At 72.2% G+C, this 22,216-nt stretch carries 25 protein-coding genes; 10 read left to right on the top strand and 15 right to left on the bottom strand.

Features of this window, described 5'->3' with window-relative positions; translation table 11 throughout:
- Positions 1-23: 23 nt before the first annotated feature.
- Positions 24-812, top strand: coding sequence for a DUF4239 domain-containing protein (locus tag OHU74_RS15180; protein ID WP_371616396.1), 789 nt, complete (start codon positions 24-26; stop codon positions 810-812).
- 121 nt (positions 813-933) lie between these two features.
- Positions 934-1,491, top strand: a complete 558-nt coding sequence (locus tag OHU74_RS15175) for a hypothetical protein (protein ID WP_371616395.1) — start codon at positions 934-936, stop codon at positions 1,489-1,491.
- 13 nt (positions 1,492-1,504) lie between these two features.
- Here the strand turns inward: OHU74_RS15175 and OHU74_RS15170 are convergent, their stop codons facing one another.
- Entirely contained in the window at positions 1,505-1,903 is a 399-nt protein-coding gene (locus OHU74_RS15170; protein WP_371616394.1) for a VOC family protein, read from the bottom strand.
- A gap of 170 nt (positions 1,904-2,073) precedes the next feature.
- Here OHU74_RS15170 and OHU74_RS15165 point away from each other — a divergent pair, with 170 nt between their 5' ends.
- From OHU74_RS15165 to OHU74_RS15155, 3 genes are all read left to right on the top strand, one after another.
- Positions 2,074-2,427 (top strand): peptidase inhibitor family I36 protein, encoded by a 354-nt coding sequence (locus tag OHU74_RS15165; RefSeq protein WP_371616393.1) that lies wholly within the window; start codon positions 2,074-2,076, stop codon positions 2,425-2,427.
- A gap of 124 nt (positions 2,428-2,551) precedes the next feature.
- Complete coding sequence (locus OHU74_RS15160; RefSeq protein ID WP_371616392.1) at positions 2,552-3,190, top strand: LysE family translocator; 639 nt, start codon at positions 2,552-2,554, stop codon at positions 3,188-3,190.
- A 63-nt stretch (positions 3,191-3,253) separates the two neighbouring features.
- Positions 3,254-3,832 (top strand): hypothetical protein, encoded by a 579-nt coding sequence (locus OHU74_RS15155; RefSeq protein ID WP_371616391.1) that lies wholly within the window; start codon positions 3,254-3,256, stop codon positions 3,830-3,832.
- A 43-nt stretch (positions 3,833-3,875) separates the two neighbouring features.
- Here the strand turns inward: OHU74_RS15155 and OHU74_RS15150 are convergent, their stop codons facing one another.
- Positions 3,876-4,643: an SDR family oxidoreductase gene (locus OHU74_RS15150; RefSeq protein ID WP_371616390.1), complete on the bottom strand. Its 768-nt coding sequence runs from the start codon at positions 4,641-4,643 to the stop codon at positions 3,876-3,878.
- 107 nt (positions 4,644-4,750) lie between these two features.
- On the opposite strand from OHU74_RS15150, the gene OHU74_RS15145 reads away from it, so the two are divergent.
- Positions 4,751-5,638, top strand: a complete 888-nt coding sequence (locus tag OHU74_RS15145; RefSeq protein ID WP_371619693.1) for a sigma-70 family RNA polymerase sigma factor — start codon at positions 4,751-4,753, stop codon at positions 5,636-5,638.
- Positions 5,639-6,222: 584 nt separating this feature from the next.
- Here the strand turns inward: OHU74_RS15145 and OHU74_RS15140 are convergent.
- The 4 genes from OHU74_RS15140 to OHU74_RS15125 all read right to left on the bottom strand — a co-directional run bounded on the left by OHU74_RS15140 (position 6,223) and on the right by OHU74_RS15125 (position 8,804).
- The gene (locus OHU74_RS15140; RefSeq protein ID WP_371616389.1) at positions 6,223-6,435 is read right to left on the bottom strand and encodes a DUF6243 family protein; all 213 of its coding nucleotides are present in this window, start codon (positions 6,433-6,435) and stop codon (positions 6,223-6,225) included.
- A gap of 153 nt (positions 6,436-6,588) precedes the next feature.
- Complete coding sequence (locus OHU74_RS15135) at positions 6,589-7,125, bottom strand: hypothetical protein (protein ID WP_371616388.1); 537 nt, start codon at positions 7,123-7,125, stop codon at positions 6,589-6,591.
- A gap of 597 nt (positions 7,126-7,722) precedes the next feature.
- Positions 7,723-7,971 (bottom strand): DUF397 domain-containing protein, encoded by a 249-nt coding sequence (locus tag OHU74_RS15130; protein ID WP_371616387.1) that lies wholly within the window; start codon positions 7,969-7,971, stop codon positions 7,723-7,725.
- On the bottom strand, positions 7,968-8,804 hold the full coding sequence (locus OHU74_RS15125) for a helix-turn-helix domain-containing protein (protein WP_371616386.1): 837 nt from the start codon (positions 8,802-8,804) through the stop codon (positions 7,968-7,970). The genes OHU74_RS15130 and OHU74_RS15125 overlap by 4 nt, the downstream gene beginning before the upstream one ends.
- A gap of 128 nt (positions 8,805-8,932) precedes the next feature.
- Between OHU74_RS15125 and OHU74_RS15120 the strand changes: the two genes are divergently transcribed.
- Positions 8,933-9,364 (top strand): ATP-binding protein, encoded by a 432-nt coding sequence (locus OHU74_RS15120; protein ID WP_371616385.1) that lies wholly within the window; start codon positions 8,933-8,935, stop codon positions 9,362-9,364.
- A 34-nt stretch (positions 9,365-9,398) separates the two neighbouring features.
- On the opposite strand, the gene OHU74_RS15115 is transcribed toward OHU74_RS15120, so the two are convergent.
- The 3 genes from OHU74_RS15115 to OHU74_RS15105 are packed head-to-tail and all read right to left on the bottom strand — an operon-like array spanning position 9,399 to position 10,974.
- Complete coding sequence (locus OHU74_RS15115; protein ID WP_371616384.1) at positions 9,399-9,959, bottom strand: hypothetical protein; 561 nt, start codon at positions 9,957-9,959, stop codon at positions 9,399-9,401.
- Positions 9,956-10,213: a hypothetical protein gene (locus tag OHU74_RS15110; RefSeq protein ID WP_371616383.1), complete on the bottom strand. Its 258-nt coding sequence runs from the start codon at positions 10,211-10,213 to the stop codon at positions 9,956-9,958. The genes OHU74_RS15115 and OHU74_RS15110 overlap by 4 nt, the downstream gene beginning before the upstream one ends.
- A 53-nt stretch (positions 10,214-10,266) precedes the next feature.
- On the bottom strand, positions 10,267-10,974 hold the full coding sequence (locus OHU74_RS15105; protein WP_371616382.1) for a hypothetical protein: 708 nt from the start codon (positions 10,972-10,974) through the stop codon (positions 10,267-10,269).
- Between the two features lie 106 nt (positions 10,975-11,080).
- Here OHU74_RS15105 and OHU74_RS15100 point away from each other — a divergent pair, with 106 nt between their 5' ends.
- On the top strand, positions 11,081-11,746 hold the full coding sequence (locus OHU74_RS15100; RefSeq protein ID WP_371616381.1) for a TetR/AcrR family transcriptional regulator: 666 nt from the start codon (positions 11,081-11,083) through the stop codon (positions 11,744-11,746).
- A gap of 23 nt (positions 11,747-11,769) precedes the next feature.
- Here OHU74_RS15100 and OHU74_RS15095 read toward each other — a convergent pair whose 3' ends face one another.
- Both OHU74_RS15095 and OHU74_RS15090 read right to left on the bottom strand, forming a co-directional pair.
- Positions 11,770-12,630, bottom strand: a complete 861-nt coding sequence (locus tag OHU74_RS15095; protein WP_371616380.1) for a TIGR03619 family F420-dependent LLM class oxidoreductase — start codon at positions 12,628-12,630, stop codon at positions 11,770-11,772.
- 125 nt (positions 12,631-12,755) lie between these two features.
- Positions 12,756-13,970, bottom strand: a complete 1,215-nt coding sequence (locus tag OHU74_RS15090; RefSeq protein WP_371619692.1) for an ADP-ribosylglycohydrolase family protein — start codon at positions 13,968-13,970, stop codon at positions 12,756-12,758.
- Positions 13,971-14,357: 387 nt separating this feature from the next.
- Between OHU74_RS15090 and OHU74_RS15085 the strand changes: the two genes are divergently transcribed.
- The gene (locus tag OHU74_RS15085; protein ID WP_371616379.1) at positions 14,358-15,443 is read left to right on the top strand and encodes a tyrosine-protein phosphatase; all 1,086 of its coding nucleotides are present in this window, start codon (positions 14,358-14,360) and stop codon (positions 15,441-15,443) included.
- Between the two features lie 81 nt (positions 15,444-15,524).
- Here the strand turns inward: OHU74_RS15085 and OHU74_RS15080 are convergent, their stop codons facing one another.
- The 4 genes from OHU74_RS15080 to OHU74_RS15065 all read right to left on the bottom strand — a co-directional run bounded on the left by OHU74_RS15080 (position 15,525) and on the right by OHU74_RS15065 (position 21,045).
- Complete coding sequence (locus OHU74_RS15080; protein WP_371616378.1) at positions 15,525-15,929, bottom strand: ribonuclease domain-containing protein; 405 nt, start codon at positions 15,927-15,929, stop codon at positions 15,525-15,527.
- Positions 15,930-16,122: 193 nt separating this feature from the next.
- Positions 16,123-18,714, bottom strand: a complete 2,592-nt coding sequence (locus OHU74_RS15075) for a bifunctional FO biosynthesis protein CofGH (protein ID WP_371616377.1) — start codon at positions 18,712-18,714, stop codon at positions 16,123-16,125.
- Positions 18,715-18,754: 40 nt separating this feature from the next.
- On the bottom strand, positions 18,755-19,543 hold the full coding sequence (locus OHU74_RS15070; protein WP_371616376.1) for an SDR family oxidoreductase: 789 nt from the start codon (positions 19,541-19,543) through the stop codon (positions 18,755-18,757).
- A gap of 290 nt (positions 19,544-19,833) precedes the next feature.
- The gene (locus tag OHU74_RS15065; RefSeq protein WP_371616375.1) at positions 19,834-21,045 is read right to left on the bottom strand and encodes a PLP-dependent aminotransferase family protein; all 1,212 of its coding nucleotides are present in this window, start codon (positions 21,043-21,045) and stop codon (positions 19,834-19,836) included.
- A 155-nt stretch (positions 21,046-21,200) separates the two neighbouring features.
- Here OHU74_RS15065 and OHU74_RS15060 point away from each other — a divergent pair, with 155 nt between their 5' ends.
- Complete coding sequence (locus tag OHU74_RS15060) at positions 21,201-22,046, top strand: hypothetical protein (protein WP_371616374.1); 846 nt, start codon at positions 21,201-21,203, stop codon at positions 22,044-22,046.
- The last annotated feature ends 170 nt before the right edge of the window (positions 22,047-22,216 follow it).

Genomic DNA, 22,216 nt, shown 5'->3' with positions numbered 1-22,216 from the left:
GCGGAGCGGTCGTTGGTCAGCACATGATCCTCTGGATGCTCAATCACCTCAGCACTTTTCTGCTCGGCGTCGTCCTCGTCGGCGGCTTCGTCACCCTCGCGATCCTCGGCAGCCTGGCCGCCCGCCGCCGCTTCCCGCACCTGGCGGGCGGCGAGCACAACGAGATGGTCGGAGTCGCCCTCGGCATGTTCGGCGCGATCTACGGCATCATCCTGGCCTTCGTCGTCGTCACCCTGTGGACCCAACTGGAGAACACCCAGACCATCGTCGCCACCGAGGCCACCGACCTGGCCCTGGTCGTCCGCAGCGCCGACGCCTTCCCGCCGGCCGACCGCGCCCGCCTGGACCGTGCGGTGGGCGACTACGTCCACGCCGTCGTCGACATCCAGTGGCCCCTCATGCGCGAGGGCCGGCCCAGCTACGAGGCCACCGCCGAGCAGACGCGCGCCCTGTACACGGCCCTCCAGTCCTTCGAGCCCGCCGGCCCCCGCAGCGAGACCTTCTACGGGGAGGCCGCCGGCCGGCTCAACGACGTCGCGGCGCAGCGCCGGGCACGGGTGACGATGGCGGAGTCCTCGCTGCCGATGCTGCTCCAAGTGCTCGTCTACGGCGGCGCGTTGGTGATCCTCCCGCTCACCTTCCTCTTCGGCCTGCGGAGCCTGAAGATGCAACTGCTGTTCGTCTCGGCGGTGGCCGGACTGATCGGCTTCAGCCTGCTGCTGGTGATGGCGATGGACCGCCCCTTCGCGGGGGACCTGGCCGTGAGTCCGGCCCCGTACAAGGAGGCGGCCCTGGCGCAGTTCTGGGGCTAGCGCCTCGGGCGGGTGGGCGAGCCCGTGCCGTCGTCCGGTGGCGGGAGCTCACCCGCCAGGGGGAGGCGGATCCTCTCGTGGGCTGATGGCATGCCCGTGCGGCTCGAAGAGGCTGGGGTGCGTGACCGCAATCAACAGTCCTCCCCGGAGCGCGACTTCGTACGACACCGAGCGACCTGCCCCGAGATGGGCAGTCGTCACCGCCCACGCGGTCCCGCTCGTTCTGCTGCCCCAGTGCCTGTGGCGGCTGCCCTTCGCCTTCGACTTCGACATGGGGATGATCGACCCGAACGCCCCGGCGATGCCGCCCTGGTACTGGGCCGTCCCCTATGTCTTCGGCCTCAGCATCCTGTCCGAGGCATTGGCGCTGCTCTCCCTCGGCCTCGTGAGGCGGTGGGGCGAGGTCGCGCCCGGATGGCTCCCGGTCATCGGCGGCAAACGCGTGCCGCCCCTCGCGGCGATCGTCCCCGCCACCATCGGCGGACTGATCGTGACCGCCGTGTCGGGAAGCTTCCTGCTCGCCTGGCTCCACGTACCCGGGTTCCACGCCCTCGGGTACTCCGACGGCCGGTGGGAGCTGCTGGCGAAGGCCTGCATCGGCGTGGGGGCGCTGTGGGGCCCCATGGTGCTGGCGCTGACCTACGCCTACTACGTACGCCGCTGCCGGCCTGACCGCTGAGCGCCGCGGGCTCTCAGCCCCAGGTGCGCGAGCAGAGGACGAGCTGGTAGCCGTCGGGGTCCGTGACGGTGACCCCGTACTGGTCCCAGTACGGGTTGTGCGCGGGCGTACGGGTTCCGCCGTGCTCCACGAGCCGGGCCACCAGGGCCTCGTCGGGGGCCTGGCCGAGGTAGACGACGAAGAGGTCCTCGGCGGTGGGGGTGGGTGCCACGGGGTTCTCGGGGTCCCGGGTGAGCTCGAAGTGCCACCCGCCCCCGCGGGGCCCGACCATCAGGAGGTCGTGCTCGCCCGACACGCGCTCGGTGGTGCGCCACTGCACGTCGAGGCCGAGCCCGTCGACGTAGAACCGCTCGGCGGCGGCGAGGTCGAGGGAGGGACGGGCGATCCGGATGTGCGCCTGTGAGTCGATCATGGAGGGATCGTACGGAGCGCGCGGCGCGCTTGCCCGCCCGGCCCCGCCCGGCCGGTTTCACCCGTCCCGGTGGAACCCCGGGCACGTCGCCGCGGGGAGAACCGATTCGCTGCGCCCCGGTCGGCATACGGTCCGCCATGACCCCCTCGTCGATCTTGAGGAGACCCTTCATGAAGCTTCGCAGTGCCGTCACCGCGGGCCTGGCCGGACTGGTCCTCGCCCTGGCCGTCCCCGGCTCCGCCTTCGCCGCGACCGGCGATTTCAGCTACGCCTTCACCGACGACAAGGGCGCATCGCTGACGGTCACCCTGCACCACCCGGGCAGCGACGAGTGCATCAACCTGCCCTACGTCGGCAGCGAGTGGGTCACGGCCGGGCACTCGCCCCACAACGAGACCGACGAGTGGGTGACCGTCTACGAGGGCGCCGACTGCCAGGGCCCCGACTGGCGGCTGCGCCCCCACGGCAAGCAGGCCACGGACCAGCTCAAGGTCCGCTCGGTGCACTTCCACAGCCAGAACTGATCCACCGCCTGCGCGGTCCCTCGCCGTGGTCCTCCGTCGCGGTCCTTCGCCGGGGCGGGGGGCCGCGGCGGCCCCGGGCCGAAAATGGGTTCCCCTCCCGGCGGCACCCGGGAACCATGGGGGGATGGTGTCCACAGACCGGTTGCTCGCCTTCGCCGCCATGTCGCTGCTGCTCATCGTGATCCCCGGGCCCAGCGTGCTCTTCGTCATCGGACGGGCGCTGTCCCAGGGGCGGCGGGCCGTCCTGACCACGGTGGCGGGGAACACCGCCGGGGCGTACGTGCTCGTCGTCGCCGTGGCCTTCGGGGTGGGCGCGGTGGTGGAACGCTCGGTCCTCGTCTTCACCGCGCTGAAGCTCGCGGGCGCCGCCTACCTGGTCTACCTGGGCTTCAAGGCGTTCCGGGCCCGCCACTCCCTACGGGCCGAGTTCGGCGGCGAGGGGGCCTCGTACGGGACCCTGCGCTCCCTGTGGGAGGGATTCGCCGTCGGGGTGGCCAACCCCAAGACCATCGTGTTCTTCGCCGCGGTCCTCCCGCAGTTCGTCGAGCGCGACCGGGGGCACGTGACGGCGCAGATGCTCCTCCTGGGACTGGTCTTCAACGCCATCGCCGTGGTCTGCGACAGCACCTGGGGCCTGGTCGCCGCGACCGCCCGCGGCTGGTTCGCGCGCTCGCCCCGAAGACTGGCCATGGTCGGCGGAGCCGGCGGACTCGCGATGATCGGCCTCGGCGTCACGGTGGCGGCGACGGGGCGCAAGGACTGAGACTGGGGGCGTGCGGGCCCGATGTCCTGAGGGCCCGAACTGCCGGTCCGATCAGGGGGATTCATGCGCGCCCGTGCCCACGTACGTCGCTTACTCGCGGCGGTGGCGGCCGTCACCGCCGTCACCGCTGCCACCACCGTCCTCGCCGGCTGTTCCGCCGAGCCCGAATCCTCCGCGCCGAACACGCACGTGAGCTTCAAGCCCCAACCGAGCACCCCCACGACACCGGAACCCACGCGCACCGGCAGCGCCGTCATCCAGTGGTACGGGACCGGGGGCGTCGACCTGCTCAACAACCTGATCGCCTCGACGAGGTCGGTCCGGGGCCAGCACGAGGAGCACGCCGTGTTCATCGACTTCGCTCACGTCTCCACGGACCTCAAGGCCGCCCGCGCGGGCGGCTCCATCCCGGACGCGGAGGCGCAGAAGGCCTGGTGGAGCGCGCTCGACCGGATCGACGTGGCCACGACCTCCATCCTGCTGGAGTCGGGGCTGTCCCTCCAGAACGTCCCCGTGGGCACGAAGGTCCAGTCGGAGGCCGAGGCCTGGGAGGGCATCGGCCTGGCCCTCAAGGACCTCAAGGACACCGAGACCCGCCTGCACGACCTGGGCTGCCTCCCCAAGGGAAAGCCCTGGGGGTAGGGCGGGGGCAGGGCGAGGGCAGGTGTGTCGTCCCGGGCAGGCCTCAGGATCCGGTGGCCCGCTCCGCGAGGAACCCCTCCCAGGTCCGCTCGCCGACCAGGGCCCCCTCGAGGGTGAGGTTGTCGGCGGCACGGTAGGCGCGGCCGGCCTTGCCCGGGATGCGCACGGGGAGCCTGGGGCGGCGCTTGCCTGCGGCCCTGAGGTGTTCGCGGCTCAGGTCGCCCAGCGCGTAGACCTTGGGGCCGACGAGGTCGGGTACGCGGCCCTGCGGCGCGCCGAGGGCCAGCTCGACGAGGCGCGCCGCCACCTCACGGGAGTCGACGGGCTGGAACCGCAGACCGCCCGGCACGGGCACGACGGGCAGCTTCGCCATCGTCGACACGGCGGTCAGGACGAACTCGTGGAACTGGGCGGCGCGCAGCGTCGTCCACGGCACCCCCGACTCGGCCACCGCCAGCTCGGCGCCGTACTTGGCCCTGAAGTAGCCGATGGGCAGCCTGTCCGCCGCGACGACCGAGATGTACACGAGGTGGCGCACACCCGCCCGCGCGGCGGCCCGCGCCAGGTTCCGGGTGGCGACATCGTCCCCCTTCGCCCCGCCCGCGAGGTGAAGCACCACCTCCACCCCCTCCAGGGCGGAGCCGATCCCGGCCTCTTCGCGCAGGTCGCACGCCACGTACTCGATGCCCGGCTCGGGCTCACGGGCGTGGCGGGTGAGCACCCGCACCTGCTGGCCGGCCCGGCGCAGGAGGGGGACGACCTGGCTGCCGAGGGTGCCGGTGCCGCCGGTGACGAGGATCGGTGCGGTCATGACTGCTCCTTCATCCGTTCGGATTTTCGTTGGTTCGGATTTGTTTGCTCGCGTGTGTTTGTTCGGTGATCTACTGCCTTGACCCCTGGGGAGGAAGGAACGTGACAGTGGACGACCAAGATCTTCTGGCTGCCCGGTTCGAGGAGCACCGGTCACACCTGCGGGCAGTCGCCTACCGGATGCTCGGCTCGCTCGGCGAGGCCGAGGACGCGGTCCAGGAGGGCTGGCTGCGCCTGAGCCGTACCGACGTCAGTGACGTGGAGAACCTCGGCGGCTGGCTGACGACCGTCGTGGCCCGGGTGTGCCTGAACGGGCTGCGCTCGCGCGAGACGCGGCGCGAGGACCCCCTCGACATCCGGATGCCCGACCCGGTCATCGGGCGCGAGGACGCGATCGACCCCGAGCAGGAGGTCCTGCTGGCCGACTCCGTCGGCCTGGCGCTCCTCGTCGTACTCGAATCCCTGGCACCGGCGGAACGCCTCGCGTTCGTCCTGCACGACATGTTCGCCGTGCCCTTCGACGAGATCGCTCCGATGATCGACAAGACCCCCGTGGCGACCCGCCAGCTCGCCAGCCGGGCCCGCCGCAGGGTCCAGGGCCAGGCCCCGGCCCCGGACCCCGACCTCGGCCGCCAGCGGGAGGCCGTCAACGCCTTCTTCGCGGCCACGCGCGAGGGCGACTTCGGCGCCCTGGTCGCCATCCTCCACCCGGACGTCGTCCTGCGCGCCGACGGCCGCCTCGGCCGAACCCGCCAGACGGTCGTCCTCAACGGCGCCGAATCCGTGGCCTCCCAGGCCGCCGGCTACCGCAGCCTGGCCCCGTTCGTGGTCCCCGCGCTCATCAACGGCGCGGCGGGTGTGGTGGTGGTCGCCAAGGGCAAGCTGATGTCGGTCATGGCATTCACGGTTGTGGGTGGGCTCGTGGTGGCCATCGACGTCATCACCGATCCGGATCGGCTGGTGGGGTACGACGTGTCGGGGGTGGTGGGGGGCTGACCTGGGCTGCGGGCTGCTCGGTGGCTTTGACGGTCCCTGGGGGCGTCCCTCCAGTCCAGTGTCCTTCCGGGCCGGGCCGGTCCGTCAAGGGCGCTCCCTTCGGTCGCGTCGCTACGCGATGGCCTGCGGCCACCCTTGACCGACCGACCCGTCCCGGAATGCCACAAGACTTCCGGGATCCCCCCGGGGGATGGCCTGGGGGTGAGAGGGGGAGGGACGGCCGTGGCCAGGGATGTGCGGGGGCGGTCCCGCCGGTCAGCCGACGCCCGGACGGTCGGGAGAGGCCGCCTGGGCAGGGTTGGGGGCGCGGGGAGTTCGGGAGCCCCACCCGACACCGATCGAGGACCCTTCCCGAGCCCGTCGCACGCCAACCCGCACCCAAGGACGATCACCAGCCCCGCAGGGTCGGGGGGCGCGTCAGATCGCTACGCACTGCCGCTCGGCTTAGCGGCTGACCACCGTCTGGGGCTGAGATGGGCCGCACGACGCTTTGGGGGAGGCTGCGGGGCCCCGGTACGGCGACAGGGCCCGTACCACCGCGACGTGCGGTGGTAGGGGCCCTGTCGCGTGCGGTGTCGCGCGCGTCAGCTCTGCGGGGTGTCGTCGCTCGCCTCGGCGGCCTTCGCTGCGGCTGCCTTCTCGCGCATCTTGCGCACCAGCTCGGCCTTCTGGTCGGCTGCGCCCTGGCGGTCGAGGTTGCGGTGCGGGCCGTTGTTCTGGCGTTCGGCGCGGGACTGCCTCTTGCGGGTGCCGCCGCCCTGGCCCACGGGGTTGTTGATGTTCTTGCTGTCGGTCACGGGTTCTCCCGGTAATGATGTGAAGTGATCTACGGATTCATCGGTGGGGGACGGGCGTCAGTGGGGGCCCATCACGCGCTCACTCGTAAACCGGCGTCTGGAAGAACATGACAAAGACGTTACCCGTTCCCGTCGGACTCGCACACCAACCCGTTACGGGACGACCTTGAGGGGCAGCTCGGCCGCCTTGGCCTCGGGGTCGAGCTGGTCGCCGTAACCGGCCTCGGTCCAGACGTAGTGGCGGAACTGTTCCGGGGCCAGCACGCCCGCAAAGGGGACGCCACGGGGGAAGAAGACGCCTTCGCACGTCGAGCAGTAGCGGGCAGTGGCGATGATCTCCGCCGCCCGGGGCCGGCCGGCCTGCGCACGCCGTTTGTCCTTGCCCTCACTGCGGACGAGGGCGATCGTCCCCACGACGATGAGCACCGCAACGACCAGACCCACCGGAATCAACCACGGCCAGCCCCGGTCGTCGGCGTAGTACTTGCCGGCCCCGGCGGCCATTCCGGCGATGATGATGCCCTCGATGAAGTGCATGCAGCCGTCACCGGTGTGGTTCGGCCCGGACGCGAGCCTGATCGCCAGCCGCCCCTTGTGCACCCCACCGGCCGCCACGCTGTCCGCCGTCCGGCAGCCAGGACACACCACCAGCCCATCGCCGCTCGCCACACCCACGTGATCGCTCTCCACGAGCCCCCCCCATCCGTCGCACCCCTCGGCGCGGAAGGCTACCCGCCCCGGCAGATGGTCTCATCGTCCCCACGGACAGTCTGATCGTCGCTAGGCGACGTCAGCCGCCCCCAAAGCGCGTGCGGCCGCCCCCCAGCCCCAGACGGTCGTCAGTCGCTAAGCCGAGCGCGACTGTGTAGCGATCTGACGCGCCCCCCGACCCTGCGGGGCTGGTGTTCGTCCTTTGGTGCGGGTTGGCGGGCGACGGGCTCGGGAAGGGTCCTCGATCGGTGTCGGGTGGGTCTCCTGAACTTCCCGCGCCCTCAACCCTGCCCAGGCGGCCTCTCCTGACCGTCCGGGCGTCGGCTGACCGGCGGGACCCGCCCCGGGGGCTGCGATCCGGCCGTCCCTCCCCTTCTCACCCCCCGGCCATCCCCCGGGGGGATCCCGGAAGTCTTGTGGCATTCCGGGACGGGTCGGTCGGTCAAGGGTGGCCGCAGGCCATCGCGTAGCGACGCGACCGAAGGGAGCGCCCTTGACGGACCGGCCCGGCCCGGAAGGACACTGGACTGGAGGGACGCCCCCAGGGACCGTCAAAGCCACCGAGCAGCCCGCAGCTCAGGCCGCTCCCGTGACCCCGCCCACGAACGCAGCCCAGGATTCGGGCGCCACCGACAGTTCCGGCCCCGCCGTCACCTTCGAATCCCGGATGTGGACGAAGTCGGAGCAGCCGGCCACCTCGACGCAGTCGTCGCCCTCGCTGCCGCTGTACGTGGACTTGTGCCAGGACAGGGCCACCTCGACGCAGCTGTCGCCGTCGCCGCTGCTGTAACTGCTCTTGAACCACCGCAACCGGGAGCTGTTCACAGAGTTCCTCGCATTCGCATCAACAGGCCCGCACTGTCCGCGGGATTGAGGGCCTGGATGCGAAGTTTGGCATACCGCTGGTGGAGGAGGCTGACGTCTTTCGGGGTCGAGATCACCTGGCCCGTCTGCTGGCCCTCGCTGTAGCCCAGCCATTCGTTTTCTTCTGTCTCAAGGAGTTGGAAAGCCCCGCCCAGTCCCGCATGTTCGGGACTGACCCTCGGCATGATCTGCAGATCGACATTGGGCAGCCGTGCGCACGCGAGGAGGTGGTCGATCAGCTCGATGGTCACTTCCGGGCCGCCCGTCTGTCGGTCGATCACCGCCTCGTCGAGGATGAAGCTGAAGATCGTGTACGGCGTGCGGTGCAGGACCTTCTGTCGTCCCAGCCGCGCCGTGATGCGGGCCTCTGTCTCCTCCACCGTAGGTAGCGGCAGGACTGCTGCGATCAGCGCACGGGCGTAGGACTCCGGCTGTAAGAGGCCGGGGATGGAACGGGACTCGTACGTGTTCAACGCGACCGCGTCCTCCTCCAACTCCGCCCACCGCCGGAACCACTTAGCCAGCCCCCGCCTCCGCGTCAGCTGCCTCGCAGCGATGCGGATGACTCCGAAGGCATCCAGTACCTCCTCCACCCGGTCCACGAACCGCGTGGACGGATGGCGGCGGCCCTGTTCCACCGAGCCGATGTACTGGACGGAGTAGCGGATCAGCGGGTGAAGCTGTTCTTGTGTCAGTCCGGCTCGTTTCCTGAAGGCTTTGACGGTCTCGCCGAAGTTACGGAGGTCGGCGTCGGGCTCGACCTCTTTGTCACCGCTGTCATCGACACTCGCCATGGAGGTCACCTCCCCGGCAACATGTTCACTGTCGGTGACCAATGCTGTCCAGAGCGCGAACTCGTACAGTTGAAAAGTAGCGGTCGCCTTGCTGGGGAACGCCCCTCCCCACCCGCGACGTTGATCCCATGACCACTCCCTCAGCCCCCGCCCCGTCCCCCCAATCTCTCGCACGCACGTTCACGCAGCGTTTCACCTCCACCCGCCGCGGCGCCCGCCTGGCCCGCCAGTTGACCCTCGTAGAGCTGCACGGCTGGGGGATCCCCGACCGCACCAGCCTCTCCGAGGACGCCGGGCTGCTCGTCGCCGAGCTGGCGGCCAATGCCGTCACCCACGGGCGGGTCCCCGGTCGGGACTTCGAGCTGCGGATCGCGCTGCTCCCCGGCGCGCTCCGCGTCGAGGTCTCCGACGCCCGCCGGGACCGGCGCCCCACCGTGCGGCCGGCCGAGTACGGGGCCGAAGGGGGCTACGGGATGCGGATCGTGGAGGCCGTCGCCGCCGACTGGGGGGTCCGGGACCGGGTGATCGGGAAGACGGTCTGGGCGGAACTCAAGGCGTAGCGGGCCGCTCGGGCCGCCCCGGCCGCTCCGGCCCTTAGGGCCCGTCGCGCCAGCGCGACACCCGGTCGTCCGGGGTGCCGGGGCTCGCGAAGTGGAAGGGGACGCCCAGGCGCTCCGCCAGGGCCGTGCCCGCGCGGGTCGCTGCCGCCGCGTGCGGGTTCAGTGGGCCGGGGTCGGCGCCCTCGGCTTCGAGGGCGCGCAGCCCCGTACGCCAGTAGACCGTGGCCAGTTCGTAGTCGGCGGGCGGATCCTCGGTGACGGCCAGCAGCAGCACGAACCAGTCGTGCACGGTGTCCCCGTCCCAGACGGCCTCGATGGCGGCCACCCGGCCGGGGGCGCCGGAGGCGCGGGCGGCCAGGGACCCCAGGTCGAGGGGGGAGTCGGGGGTGAAGGCCACGCGGTCGCCGAAGGCCTCGTAGCGGGATTGGACGAGTTCCTGGGCCGGGTTCAGGCCGAGGCCGTGGGCGCGGCCCGCCTGCCAGACCGTGCGGACCGCGTACATCCGGCGGTCCTGGAGGACGTACCCGTCGACCTGGCGGCGGATGCCCTCCGGGAGGCTCTCCCACCAGCCGGTCCAGTCGATCGTGTTGGTCATGCCGAGGGCTCCGATGCATCCGGGACGAAGAGGCTGACCTGGTACGCCGTCGGGGCGACCAGGCGGCCGCAGGCCATGTCTATCCGCAGCAGGTTCAGGTCGGCGACGACGCCCTCGGCGTGCAGGCGGCGGACGTGCGCCTTCAGCTCCGCGTGGTCACCCGTCGAGAACAGCGGTTCCCAGCGCCCCGGCGTTTCCGCCAGCCGCCGATGGGCCCGCTCCCTGCTGCGTTTGCGCTTGCGCTGTCCCGGCATGGGGGCATTCTCGGGGCGCGCGCAGCTCCGTAGCCAGCGGATTTACTCCATCTTCAGGCCGTCGCCCGGCCTCGCGCCAGCCGGCCCACCCGCCCCGGGAGGCCGGCAGCGGCGCAGGCGGCGCCGAGGGTGAATCCGTAGGTGGAGACCAGGCCGTGGCCGTTGGACTGGGCGAACCAGAGGGTCAGGCCGAGTACGGGTACTGCGAGCGCGAGCAGTGCGTCCTTGGTGTGCGCGCCGGTGCGGTCGGCGCCGCCGGACCGCAGGACGTGCAGCAGCAGGGCTGCGGCGAGGGTGGCTCCGAGGAAGTAGGTGGCTCCGGAGCTGCCCGCGAAGTTGCGGGGGTCGGTGCTGTGGTGGCCGCCCAGGCCGAACAGGGCGTCCAAGTGCTCCGGGAGGAGGATGCCCGCCAGGAACAGGCCGAGCATGAGGGGGCCGCCCCAGAGCCATTCCGCCAGGGCGGCGATGACGGCCAGGGTGGCGATGTTCCACGCGCCCCCGAGGAGGCCGCCGTTCTGCATGAAGACCGAGGTGAGGACCCGCCACCAGCCCGACTTGGCGGGGTCGCTGTCGAAGGCGTCCATCGCGCCGGACCAGAGGAACTGCACCGCCACCGCGGCGAGGGCGAGCGCGGTCAGGCCCACCGCCGCCCAGGGGATGCGGCGTTGGCGCAGCGTGTCCTCGCCGAGCAGGGCCAGGCCGCCCTTGAACATCAGCACCATCAGTCCCGCCGTGGTCGCGTTGAAGATCAGCGTCTCCATCGCCACCACCCCCCTTCGACCCCTGTCCGGTTGCTTGCGGGGCTGAGCGTAGCCCGGGAACCGGCAAATTCAAACAGTGTTAGAAAGCTGGCGTAGGATGGCTCCCATGAAGCTGACGGAGGAGCGGATCGTCGAGGCGGGCATGGCGGTCTTCGCCGAGTCCGGGTACCACGGCCTGTCCATGCGGCGGGTGGCACAGCGGCTCGACGCGCAGGCGGGGAGCCTCTACTACCACGTGCCCAGCAAGAGCGCCCTGGTCCAGCTGATGGCGGACCGGGTCGCCCGGCAGGCCTACGAGGCGGGCACCCGGGCCCTGGAGGAGCTGGAGGAACTGCAGGACCTGCAGGACCTGGCGGACCTGGACGCGCGGGCGGGGTGGCGGGAGCGGGTCGAGGCCCAGGTCGTCACCTTGCGCCGGAGCATTCGGCTCCATCCGGGCGGGGCGGTGATGTTCGCCGACAGTCCCAAGGTGCTCAGCGCCGGGGCGCTGTCCCTGATGGAGCGGCTGCTGGAGACCCTGCGGGCGGCCGGGGTGCCCGAGGAGCACTGCGGGATCGCCGCCGACGCGCTGCTCAGCCACGTCACGGGGTTCGTCCTCCAGGAGCAGAGCCAATCGCCCGCCGTCGCCATCGACGCCGAGGAAGCCGCCGGTCTGCGGGAGAGGTTCCCGCTGACCGTGGCCGCGGCGGCCGCCTTCGACGAGGACGAGAAGTTCGTGCGCAGCGTGCGGCTGCTGTGTGCGGGGATCGGGACCCTCGTCCCGCCGGCCTAGAGGTCCTAGACGGCCTAGACGGCCTACAGGTACTGCGCGAAGTCGTCCAGGACGCGGAGGATCTCCGGTTCGGTCTCCGAGGGGAGTTGGAGGACGACCTCCTCGATGCCCAGGTCCGCGTAGTGGGTCATCTTGCCCGGGGTGGGCAGGACGGCGTACGGGACCACCTGGAGGGACTTGGGGTCGCGGCCCGCGGCCTCCCAGACCTGGCGCAGGACGGGGAGGGATTCCGTCAGGCCGCCGCCGCCGATCGGGAGCCAGCCGTCGGTGTGGTCGGCGATCGCGGCGAAGAGCTTCGGGCCGGCCTGGCCGCCGATCAGGGTGCGGGGGCCGTGCAGGGGTGCGCCCGGGGCGAGTTCGCGCGGGGACTGGACCGGCTTGGGGTACGCGGAGCTGGCCTGGACGGAGGAGAACTGGCCCACGTACGCCGTGGGTTCCGGGGACCACAGGGCCCGCATCAACGCCATGCGGTCGCGGACCAGTTCGCGGCGGGTGCGCCACTCGACCCCGTGGTCGGCGGCCTCTTCGACGTTCCACCCGTAGCCGATCCCGAGGGTGAAGCGGCCGCCGGACAGGTGGTCGAGGGTCGCGATCTGCTTCGCGAGGTCGATGGGGTCGTGCTGGGCGACGAGGGTGATGCCGGTGCCGAGGTGGAGCCGCTCGGTCACGGCGGAGGCCTGGCCCAGGGCCACGAAGGGGTCCAGCGTGCGCCCGTACATCTCGGGGAGCTCGCCGCCCATGGGCGCGGAGGTGACGCGGCTGACCGGGATGTGGGTGTGCTCCGGGAGGTAGAGGCCGGAGAAGCCGCGCTCTTCGAGGGCGCGGGCGAGGCGTACGGGAGAGATGGTGCGATCGGTGAGGAAGACGGTCGTGGCGATCCGCATGTGCTGACACCTCCGAGACGTGGGACGGCCAAGGTACGGCTTCGCGCGCGCGGACGGCAGGGGCGCGCGTCGGCCACGGCGGGGCCGGGCGCGGGGCCGGGTGCCCGCGTCCCCCGCCGCCCCCGCTACCCCCGCGGGTAGCGCGCCAGCCAGCCCGGGGAGGAGAGCGTCGGGCCGTGCAGGGCGGGGCCCTGGGTCATCTCCAGGGCGAAGTCGTCGGCGAGTTCCAGGATCGTGGCGCGGCCTTCGAGTTCCGCGAGCCAGGCCGCCGGGAGGGCGGTCTCGCCGTGCTGGGCGCCGAGCAGGGCCCCGCACAGGGTGCCGGTGGCGGTGGAGTCCCCGCTGTGGTTCACGGCGAGCCGCAGGCCGTGTGCCAGGTTCTCGGCGACGAGGGCGCAGTACACGGCGACGGCGAGGGCGTCCTCGGCGCCCTGTCCTTTGCCAGCGGACAGGGCTTCGCCGGTGGACAGGGCTTCGACGGTCCTCGGCGACGGGGCTCCGAGGGTGACGGCCCCCACCGCCCGCTGCAGGGCGTCCGTCACGGCCTGGTGGCCGGGGCGGGTGCCGAGCAGGCCGAGGGCGCGCTGGACGGCGGTGTCGAGGGATTCGCCGCGGGTCAGGCCGTGGACGATGACGGCGAGGGCCCCGGCCGAGAGGTACGCGGTGGGGTGGCCGTGGCTCTGCGCGGCGCATTCGACGGAGAGTTGGAGGACGAGGGCCGGTTCCCAGCCGACCAGCAGCCCGAAGGGCGCGGAGCGGGCCGCGGCGGCGGCGTCCCGGGCGGTGGGGTTCTTGGGCTGTTCCAGGGTTCCGAGGACCCCGTCGGCGAATCCGGTGAGGCAGGAGCGGTCGGGGGCGCGGCGGGCGTAGAGCCATTCCTCCTGCGCGAGCCAGCCGTTGTCCGCGCGGCGCTCGTCGGGGCCCCAGTCGTGCTGGGTGGCCGCCCAGCGCAGGTACGCGCGGTGCACGTCGGTCGGCGGGTGCCAGGCGCCGGTGTCCCGGCGCACGTGGGCCCGTATCAGCCCGTCCACGGTGAACAGGGCGAGCTGGGTGGCGGCCGTGACCCTCCCGCGGCGGCCGGGGGTGTGACCGGGGGCGCCGGGGGCGTGGCCGGGGACGCCTGGGCCTTGGCCTTGGCCGGGGGCCGGGGCGGGCTCGGTCAGGCCGGCCGGGCCGTACGCCTCGAGGATCCCGTCGAGGGAGAGGCCGGCCGCGGGGGCGCCGAGGGCGTCGCCCAGGGCGGATCCGAGGAGGGCGCCCCGGACGCGGCTGCGGAAGTCCTGCTGCTCGGCGCGGCCCCACAGGGCGGCGGTGGCGGCGGGGCCCGGCGTCGCGACCAGGGGCTCGGCCCTGTCGGCCGGGCCCTGCTGCCTCGCGGCCGTCTGCTCCCCGGACGTGTCCGTGGCCGTGGCCGTCGCCGTGTCCGTCGCCGTGTCCATTGATCCCCCTGGCCTGCCCGCGCATGCTCTGGCGCGCACTGTAGTGGACAGGGTCGGTCGGACCCGGAAGCAGTCGGTCACGCGGCCCGTATGTAAGTGGACAACGGCCTGAATTCGACGGCGGAACCGGGCCGCGGCCCGGCCGGTGCCCCGCCCACCTTTTCCCCGCTTGGCTTGAATCGATCGAAGCCCGTCTGATGGCACGTTTTGCCACTCGCCTTGCGGCCGGCCGGTTCAGGCCATGCCGTGTTCACGTTGCGTTATTGCGGGGCCAACAGCCTCATGGACATGAAGAAGGCACTCCTCGCCGCGACCGCCGTCGCCTCCACGCTCACCGTCGCCCTGGTCGCGGCACCCGCCGCCAACGCCGCCTCCGGGTGGGACCTCCCCTGGGCCGGCCAGAACCACGGCCACTCCGCCATCCCCTTCACCGAGGCCACCGTCACCGCCGGCGCCGACGGCTCGTACGCGCTGAAGTGGAGCGCCAAGGGCACCAAGCGCGTCGAGATCAAGGCGAACGGCAAGGTCGTCGCCAAGGGCGGCGCCCAGGGCCAGGCCGTGGTCACGGGGCTGCCCGCCGCCGACCGCCAGTGGTTCGACTTCAAGCCCCAGCGCGGCGAGGGCCTGCGCCTGGCCGACCGGCTGATCAAGCTGGAGGGCACCGCCAACTTCCGTGACGCGGGCGGCTACCGCACCACCAACGGCCAGTGGGTCAAGATGGGCGAGATCTACCGCTCCGACGCCCTCAACAAACTGACCGGCAACGACCTCGCCAAGCTCCAGCGCCTGCGGGTCAAGACGGTCTTCGACCTCCGCATGGAGAGCGAGCGCACCAAGGACGCCGACAAGGTCCCGGCCGGCGCCAAGTACGTCGTCGCCGACGTCTTCGCGGGCTCCGGGTCCTTCCAGGTCATGCCGAAGTCCCCCGACGAGGCCGTCAAGTCCATGGTCGACGCGGAAAAGGTCATGGTCTCCGGCGAGGGCGGCAAGAAGGCCTACACCCAGGTCTTCGAGGGCATCGAGCGCGACCGCGACCGCGCCGTCCTCTTCCACTGCACCGCGGGCAAGGACCGCACGGGCTGGGCCAACGCCTCCCTGCTGACCGCCCTCGGCGTGCCGAGCGAGACCGTGATGGCCGACTACCTGGCCAGCAACGACTACCGCAAGGCCGCCAACGACGCGATCCTCTCGCACCTGCCGGCCGCCCAGGCAGCCGTCTACAAGCCGATGCTCGACGTCCGCCCGGAGTACCTCAACGCCGGGTACGACGAGGTCAAGGCCAAGTACGGCACCTTCGACAACTACCTCAAGAGCGGCCTGGGCGTCGACGCCCGCGAGCTCAAGCAGCTGAAGAAGGACCTGCTGGTCGGCTGATCCCGATCCGTGAACGCGTGAGCCCGGCCGGGGAGTTCCCCGGCCGGGCTCACGCGCGTTCAGCGGTTCAGCGGCCGAGGATCAGCAGCCGAAGTTCACCAGGCGGAACGAGGCGTAGTGGTCGGCGGTGTAGTAGTCCTCGTCCACCCGCTGCCCCGTGATGATGCGGCGCGCCCCGCGCGTCGGCGAGCCCGGGGTGATGACCGTGTACTCGTGGTAGTAGCCGGTGCTGTGGCTCGGCAGGAGCCCCTCCCGGTTCTGGAAGACGACCCCGTCCTGGGAGTACGGGAACGGGCCGCCCTGGTCGATGAGGTCCAGGGTGTCGTGCGCCTGCGAGGGCAGCGCGGAGTAGCAGATGCTGCCGACCGCGGTCACGGAGGCGGCGGAGGCGGGAGCGGAGACGGCGTGGGCGGCCGGTCCCGCGAGGAGGGTGGCGGCGACGGCTACGGCGCCACCGAAGGCTGCGATGCGTGGGGGAATCCTCATGCGGCCCATGATGACGCGCGTAGAGCGGCGCCCGTCAACGCCAACTCTCTTGATTTTCCCGCCTGTTCACCGCACCCGTACCCGCTGGTACGCGACCGTCGCCGAGCCGTAAGCCGCCGGAAACCTGAAACGGCCCGCGGCCGGTCCGGGGTCCGTGCAGGACCCCGGGCCGGCCCCGCACCGGCCCCCGGAACTACTCGGCCAGCGGCAGCAGTTCGGGCAGGTGTCCGTCCGAGGCGCGCGCCGCGTCCTGGCGCTCCTGCGGCACCTCCCCGTACAGCGTCGTACGGGCCTTCGCGGGCCGGCCGGCCGCCTCGGCGACGGCGATCAGGTCCTGCACCGACTTGTACGAGCCGTAACTGGAGCCCGCCATCCGCGAGATGGTCTCCTCCATCAGCGTCCCGCCCAGGTCGTTGGCCCCGGAGCGCAGCATCTCGGCGGCGCCCTCCGAGCCCAGCTTCACCCAGCTGGTCTGGATGTTGGTGATGTGCGGGTGCAGCAGGATCCGCGCCATCGCCGTCACCGCCCGGTTGTCGCGCACCGTGGGGCCCGGGCGGGCGATGCCCGCCAGGTACACCGGCGCGTTGGTGTGGATGAAGGGCAGCGTCACGAACTCCGTGAAGCCCTCCACGCCCTTCTCCCGCGCGGCCTGCTGCATGCGGGCCAGCGTGCGGAAGTGGCCCAGCCAGTGCCGGGGCTGGTCCACGTGCCCGTACATCATGGTCGAGGAGGAACGGATGCCCAGCTCGTGCGCCGTGGAGACCACGTCGATCCAGTCGGCCGTCGGCAGCTTGCCCTTGGTCAGCACCCAGCGGACCTCGTCGTCCAGGATCTCCGCCGCCGTGCCCGGAATGGAGTCCAGACCGGCCTCCTTGGCCGCCGTCAGCCAGTCCCGTACCGACATTCCGGTGCGGGTGGCGCCGTTGACCACCTCCATGGGGGAGAAGGCGTGCACGTGCATGCCGGGCACCCGTTCCTTGACCGCCCGCGCGATGTCGAAGTAGGCCGTCCCGGGCAGGTCCGGGTGGATGCCGCCCTGCATGCACACCTCCACCGCGCCCACGTCCCAGGCCTGCGCGGCCCGGTCGGCGACCTGGTCGAGCGAGAGGGTGTACGCGTCCGCGTCGGTGCGGCGCTGCGCGAAGGCGCAGAAACGGCAGCCGGTGTAGCAGACGTTGGTGAAGTTGATGTTCCGCGTGACGATGTAGGTGACGTCCTCGCCGACCACCGATTTCCGCAGGTCGTCTGCGATCTTGCAGAGCGCGTCCAGCGCCGGGCCGTCCGCGTGCAGCAGGGCCAGCGCCTGGTCGTCGGTGAGCTTCGTCGGATCGTCGGCGGCCTGGGAGAGGGCCTCCCGTACGTCCGTGTCGATGCGCTGCGGCACCATCCCGGGCGCAGCGGCCTCGCGCAGAGCCTCCCAGTCGCCGTAGACCTCGTCGAAGTCCTCGCGGCGGTCGCCGGTACGCCCCTGCGTGTCGATGGTGGTGTGCAGGTCGGTGCGGCCGTACGCGGTGAAGCCCTCGTCGGGCTCCTGCCAGGGGCGGCCCTCGACGGTCGCGGACTCGTCCGCCAGGCCCGTCTCCGGGTCGGCCAGCGCGCGTACGTGCGGCAGCAGCCGGGGGTCCAGCCAGGGCTCGCCGCGGCGCAGGAACTCCGGGTAGATCGTGAGGCGTTCGCGCAGCTCGAACCCGGCGGCGGCGGTCCGCGCGGCCAGTTCCTCGATGTGCGGCCAGGGGCGCTCGGGGTTCACGTGGTCGGGGGTGAGAGGTGAGACCCCGCCCCAGTCGTCGATGCCGGCGCCGACGATCAGCGCGTACTCGGAGTCCACGAGGTTCGGCGGAGCCTGGATGCGGGCGGAGGGTCCGAGGATGTGGCGGGCCACCGCGATGGCCGCCGCCAGCTCCTCCAGCTCGGCGTCGGGCATCGCGCGCATGGCCGTGTCCGGCTTGGCGCGGAAGTTCTGGACGATGACTTCCTGGATGCCGTGGTAGCTGCGCTGGATCCGGCGCAGCTCGAAGAAGGCGTCCGCGCGCTCCTCGTAGGACTCGCCGATGCCGATCAGCACCCCGGTGGTGAAGGGGACGTTGGAGCGGCCGGCGTCCTCCAGGACGCGCAGCCGGACCGCCGGCTCCTTGTCGGGGGAGCCGTGGTGCGGGCCGCCGGGCTCGGACCACAGGCGGGTGGCGGTGGTCTCCAGCATCATCCCCATCGACGGGGCCACGGGCTTGAGCCGCTGGAGCTCCGACCAGGACAGCACGCCGGGGTTGAGGTGGGGGAGCAGGCCCGTCTCCTCCAGGACGCGGATGGCCATGGCGCGCACGTAGGCGAGGGTGTCGTCGTAGCCGTGCGCGTCGAGCCACTCGCGGGCCTCGGGCCAGCGGTCCTCGGGCCGGTCCCCGAGCGTGAACAGGGCCTCCTTGCAGCCCATGGCCGCGCCCTTGCGGGCGATGTCTAGGACCTCGTCGGGGGAGAGGTACATCCCGTGGCCGTCCCGGCGGAGCTTGCCCGGGACGGTGACGAAGGTGCAGTAGTGGCACTTGTCCCGGCAGAGCCGGGTGAGGGGGATGAACACCTTGCGCGAGTACGTGATGACGCCGGGGCGGCCGGCGGCTTCGAGTCCGGAGTCCCGTACCCGGGCGGCGGAGGCGGCGAGGTCCTTCAGGTCCTCGCCGCGCGCCTGCAGGAGTACGGCCGCCTCGGTCGCGTCGAGCGCGACGCCGTCGCGGGCGCGGCGGAGCGCGCGGCGCATCGAGTTCTCGGTCGGAGCGTCACTCGGAGTGGTCATGGGCCGAGCATACGATCCGCCCGCGCGGGCACGGAGGGGCTCATCGCATCAGCTCACCGGCGTTGACCAGCAGCGACTGGCCGGTTATCGCCCGCGCCCGGTCGGAGGCGAGGAAGACGGCGGCGTCGGCGACGTCCCCGTCGGTGGCCAGGTCCGGCAGCGCCATGCGTTGCGTGAGCCGCGCGTGGACCTCGGCCTCGGGGACGCCCTCGGTGTGCGCGGTGAAGGTGACGAAGGCCTGCACCGGGGGACCCCACATCCAGCCGGGGAGCACGGTGTTGACGCGGATGCGGTGCGGGCCGAGTTCGCGGGCCATGGAGTACATCGCGGAGGTCAGGGCGCCCTTGGAGGCGGCGTAGGCGGCCTGCTGCACCTCGTTGGGCGAGGCGATGGCGGACTGCGTGCCGATGATGACGACGGAGCCGCCGGTGCGCTTGAGGGCGGGCAGGCAGGCGCGGGTCATGCGCAGGGTGCCGAGCAGGTTCACGTCGAGGATCTGCTGCCAGGTGCCGAAGTCGGCGTCTTCGAGGCCGCCGAAGTACGAGTCCCAGGCCGCGACGTGGACCACGGCGTCGACCCCGCCGAAGCGCTCCTGGGCGAGGGCGGCGAGGGCCTCGCACTGGCGCTCGTCGGAGATGTCGGTCGGCAGGTAGGCGGTGTGCGTGCCGTCGGGGTCGATCTCGGCGGCGGACTTGGCGAGGTTGGCCTCGGTGCGCGCCCCGAGCACGGCGTTGCCGCCGTCGCGGACGACGGTGGCGGCCACCTGGTGGCCGAGCCCGGCGCCTACGCCGGAGACGATGACGGTCTTGCCTTGGAGCAGCGGCGGCATGGTGTGACCTCCTGGCGACCCGATGGATCTGACGGTGCGTCAGGCTACGGCGCGGGGCGCGGGGAGGGAAGGGGCGGGACCGGGTGCGTGGTCCGGCGCGGCGCCGTTGCCGGGGGCCAGCCCCCGGGCCCCCGCGCCTCAAACGCCGGCGGGGCTGGATTTTGGTTGACGCCGACCGAATCCAGCCCCCCCCGGCGTTTGAGGAGCGGGGTCTGGGGCGGAGCCCCAGGGCGGGTCCGGGCGGAGCCCGGGGAACGGAGGAAGGGTGGGTCGGGGACGGCGCCGCAGGGTCAGGCTCCCGCCAGCCGGCGCAGGCCCTCCGCGATCTCCTCCGCCGTGTGCGTCGTGAACGACAGCCGCAGGGTCCGGGGGTCCGGGGCCCCGGCGTAGAAGGGGGCCCCGGGGACGAAGGCGACGCCACGGGCGGTCGCCGCGCGGAGCAGGGCCGTCGCGTCGTGGCCCTCGGGGAGCCGGGCCCAGACGAACATGCCGCCCTCCGGCCGGTTCCACGTCGAGCCCGCCGGAAGGGCGGAGGGCAGGCCCGCCAGCAGCGCGTCCCGGCGGACCCGGTAGGCGTCCCGGACCCGGGAAACATGGGTGTCCAGGTCCGCCGTACGCAAGTACTCCGCCGCCGCCAGCTGGTCCACCGTCGAGGTGTGCAGGTCCGCCGCCTGCTTCGCGAGCACCGCCGCGCGCAGCAGGGCCGCCGGGGCGCGCAGCCAGCCGAGGCGCAGCCCGGGGGCCATGACCTTGGAGAAGCTGCCGAGCAGGGCCGTGCGGTCCTCCGCTCCGGGGTGGGCGGCGAGCCAGGGGATGTCGGAGCCCTCGTAGCGCAGGTCCCCGTAGGGGTCGTCCTCCAGCAGCCACAGTCCGAGCCGGGCGGCCGTCTCCGCGACCGCCTGGCGGCGGGCGGCGGGGAGGGTGCGGCCGGTCGGGTTCTGGAAGGTGGGAACGGTGTAGAGCAGCTTGGGGCGTTCGCGCGCGACGAGCTCCTCCAGGGCGTCCGGGAGGATGCCCTCGTCGTCGCACGGGACGGGGACCAGCCGGGCGCCGGCGAGCGTGAACCCCTGGAGCGCGGCCAGGTAGGTGGGGTTCTCGACGAGCACGGTGTCGCCCGGCTCGATCAGTGCGGTGGTGATCAGGCCGAGCCCCTGCTGCGAGCCGGTGGTGATCAGGAGCTCGTCGGCGCTGGTGGCGAGCCCGCGCCGGGAGAGCCGGGCCGCCACCGTGGCGCGCAGTTCGGGGGAGCCCTCGGTGGTGGAGTACTGGAGCGCGCGGCGGGAGGAGTGCGCGAAGGCGGCGTCGAACGCGGCGCGCAGGCCCTCGGCGTCGAAGAGCTCGGGCGCGGGCAGGCCGCCGGCGAAGGAGATCATGCCGGGCCGGGAGGTGACGGCCAGGATCTCGCGGATGGCGGACGGGGCCGTCGTGCGGACCCGGGCGGCGAGGGCGGGCGGCGGGGCGAGGGCGGGCGCGGGCGCGAAAACGGGCGCGGAGACGGGCACGGGGGCTCCTTCGGGAGGCGGGTGCGCGCATCGTAGTACCGGAAATGTGTAGACGGCACCTATGTATCGGATGCTGAACTCCCTTACATGGAACCGCCGATCGACCGCCGTCCGGGGGCTCCCCATCTGATGCTGCATCAGCTAGACCGTTTCCCATGACAGCAGACGAGCGGAACACCCGGGCCGACGACTACGCCGAGCTCGCCTCGGTCGGCCCCTACGGAGTCCACCCCGGCCATGCGCTGATCACCATGGTCGAACCGCACCCGGGGCACGAGTTCGCGTACAACCGCTGGTACGAGGACGACCACTACTACGCCGGCGCCATGGCCATGCCCTGGATGTACGCCGGCCGCCGCTGGGTCGCCACCCGCGACCTCCAGGAGCTGCGCTACCCGGAGAAGTCGGCGGTCGCCCAGCCCGTCACCGCCGGGTGCTACATCTCCACGTACTGGGTCACCGAGGGCCGCTACGACGAGCACATGAAGTGGACCGTCGGCATCAACAAGCGGCTCAACCGCGACGGCCGGGTCTACCAGGACCGCACCCACGTCTTCACCGCGTTCCAGGACCACGAGGCCACCGTCTACCGCGACGGAGCCGCCGGCCCCCGCGACTTCCACGCCCTCGACCACCCCTACGGCGGGCTCGTGGTCCAGGTCATCGACGCGGACGGGCCCGAGCAGCGGGCCGAGCTGCTGGAGTGGCTGCGCTCGCGCGCCCTGCCGAAGCGGCTGGCCGGCTCCCCGGCCGCCATGGTCACGGTCTTCCGGCCGACACCGCTGCCGGGTGACCGCATGACCTACGTGAAGCAGGTCGAGGGGGTCGACACCCGGCTGACCCTGCTGTGGTTCCTGGAGGCCGATCCGCGCACCTGCTGGGACCGGTTCCGGGGGCTGGACGCGGAGGTCGCGGAGGCCGGGCTGGGGCGGGTGGAGCTGGTGGCGCCGTTCATCCCCACGGTGCCGGGGACGGACCGGTACGTGGACCAACTGCGGTAGCGGTCCGCCGCCGTGGGGGCGCCAGGCGTGCGGACATGGCCGAGCCCCCTCGGCCAGGACGGCGGGCCAGTCGAGAGGGCTCCAGACAGTGATGCGGGTGGTGCTGGTGGTGCAGGTGGTGCGGTGCTGCTCGTGACGCTGTGCGTGCGTCTGCCGGCTGGGGTCTTCGC

Source organism: Streptomyces sp. NBC_00454, assembly GCF_041434015.1.
Classification (GTDB): domain Bacteria; phylum Actinomycetota; class Actinomycetes; order Streptomycetales; family Streptomycetaceae; genus Streptomyces.
Note: the sequence above shows the minus strand (reverse complement) of the source record. Positions and strands in the feature narration are given on the sequence as shown.

Bases quoted from the DNA above. Each gene is read 5' to 3' on its own strand.
- OHU74_RS15180 (WP_371616396.1), top strand. From the start codon at position 24: ATGATCCTCTGGATGCTCAATCACCTCAGCACTTTTCTGCTCGGCGTC.
- OHU74_RS15170 (WP_371616394.1), bottom strand. From the start codon at position 1,903: ATGATCGACTCACAGGCGCACATCCGGATCGCCCGTCCCTCCCTCGAC.
- OHU74_RS15165 (WP_371616393.1), top strand. From the start codon at position 2,074: ATGAAGCTTCGCAGTGCCGTCACCGCGGGCCTGGCCGGACTGGTCCTC.
- OHU74_RS15160 (WP_371616392.1), top strand. From the start codon at position 2,552: ATGGTGTCCACAGACCGGTTGCTCGCCTTCGCCGCCATGTCGCTGCTG.
- OHU74_RS15155 (WP_371616391.1), top strand. From the start codon at position 3,254: ATGCGCGCCCGTGCCCACGTACGTCGCTTACTCGCGGCGGTGGCGGCC.
- OHU74_RS15150 (WP_371616390.1), bottom strand. From the start codon at position 4,643: ATGACCGCACCGATCCTCGTCACCGGCGGCACCGGCACCCTCGGCAGC.
- OHU74_RS15125 (WP_371616386.1), bottom strand. From the start codon at position 8,804: ATGGCGAGTGTCGATGACAGCGGTGACAAAGAGGTCGAGCCCGACGCC.
- OHU74_RS15120 (WP_371616385.1), top strand. From the start codon at position 8,933: ATGACCACTCCCTCAGCCCCCGCCCCGTCCCCCCAATCTCTCGCACGC.
- OHU74_RS15115 (WP_371616384.1), bottom strand. From the start codon at position 9,959: ATGACCAACACGATCGACTGGACCGGCTGGTGGGAGAGCCTCCCGGAG.
- OHU74_RS15110 (WP_371616383.1), bottom strand. From the start codon at position 10,213: ATGCCGGGACAGCGCAAGCGCAAACGCAGCAGGGAGCGGGCCCATCGG.
- OHU74_RS15105 (WP_371616382.1), bottom strand. From the start codon at position 10,974: ATGGAGACGCTGATCTTCAACGCGACCACGGCGGGACTGATGGTGCTG.
- OHU74_RS15100 (WP_371616381.1), top strand. From the start codon at position 11,081: ATGAAGCTGACGGAGGAGCGGATCGTCGAGGCGGGCATGGCGGTCTTC.
- OHU74_RS15095 (WP_371616380.1), bottom strand. From the start codon at position 12,630: ATGCGGATCGCCACGACCGTCTTCCTCACCGATCGCACCATCTCTCCC.
- OHU74_RS15085 (WP_371616379.1), top strand. From the start codon at position 14,358: ATGAAGAAGGCACTCCTCGCCGCGACCGCCGTCGCCTCCACGCTCACC.
- OHU74_RS15080 (WP_371616378.1), bottom strand. From the start codon at position 15,929: ATGAGGATTCCCCCACGCATCGCAGCCTTCGGTGGCGCCGTAGCCGTC.
- OHU74_RS15075 (WP_371616377.1), bottom strand. From the start codon at position 18,714: ATGACCACTCCGAGTGACGCTCCGACCGAGAACTCGATGCGCCGCGCG.
- OHU74_RS15070 (WP_371616376.1), bottom strand. From the start codon at position 19,543: ATGCCGCCGCTGCTCCAAGGCAAGACCGTCATCGTCTCCGGCGTAGGC.
- OHU74_RS15060 (WP_371616374.1), top strand. From the start codon at position 21,201: ATGACAGCAGACGAGCGGAACACCCGGGCCGACGACTACGCCGAGCTC.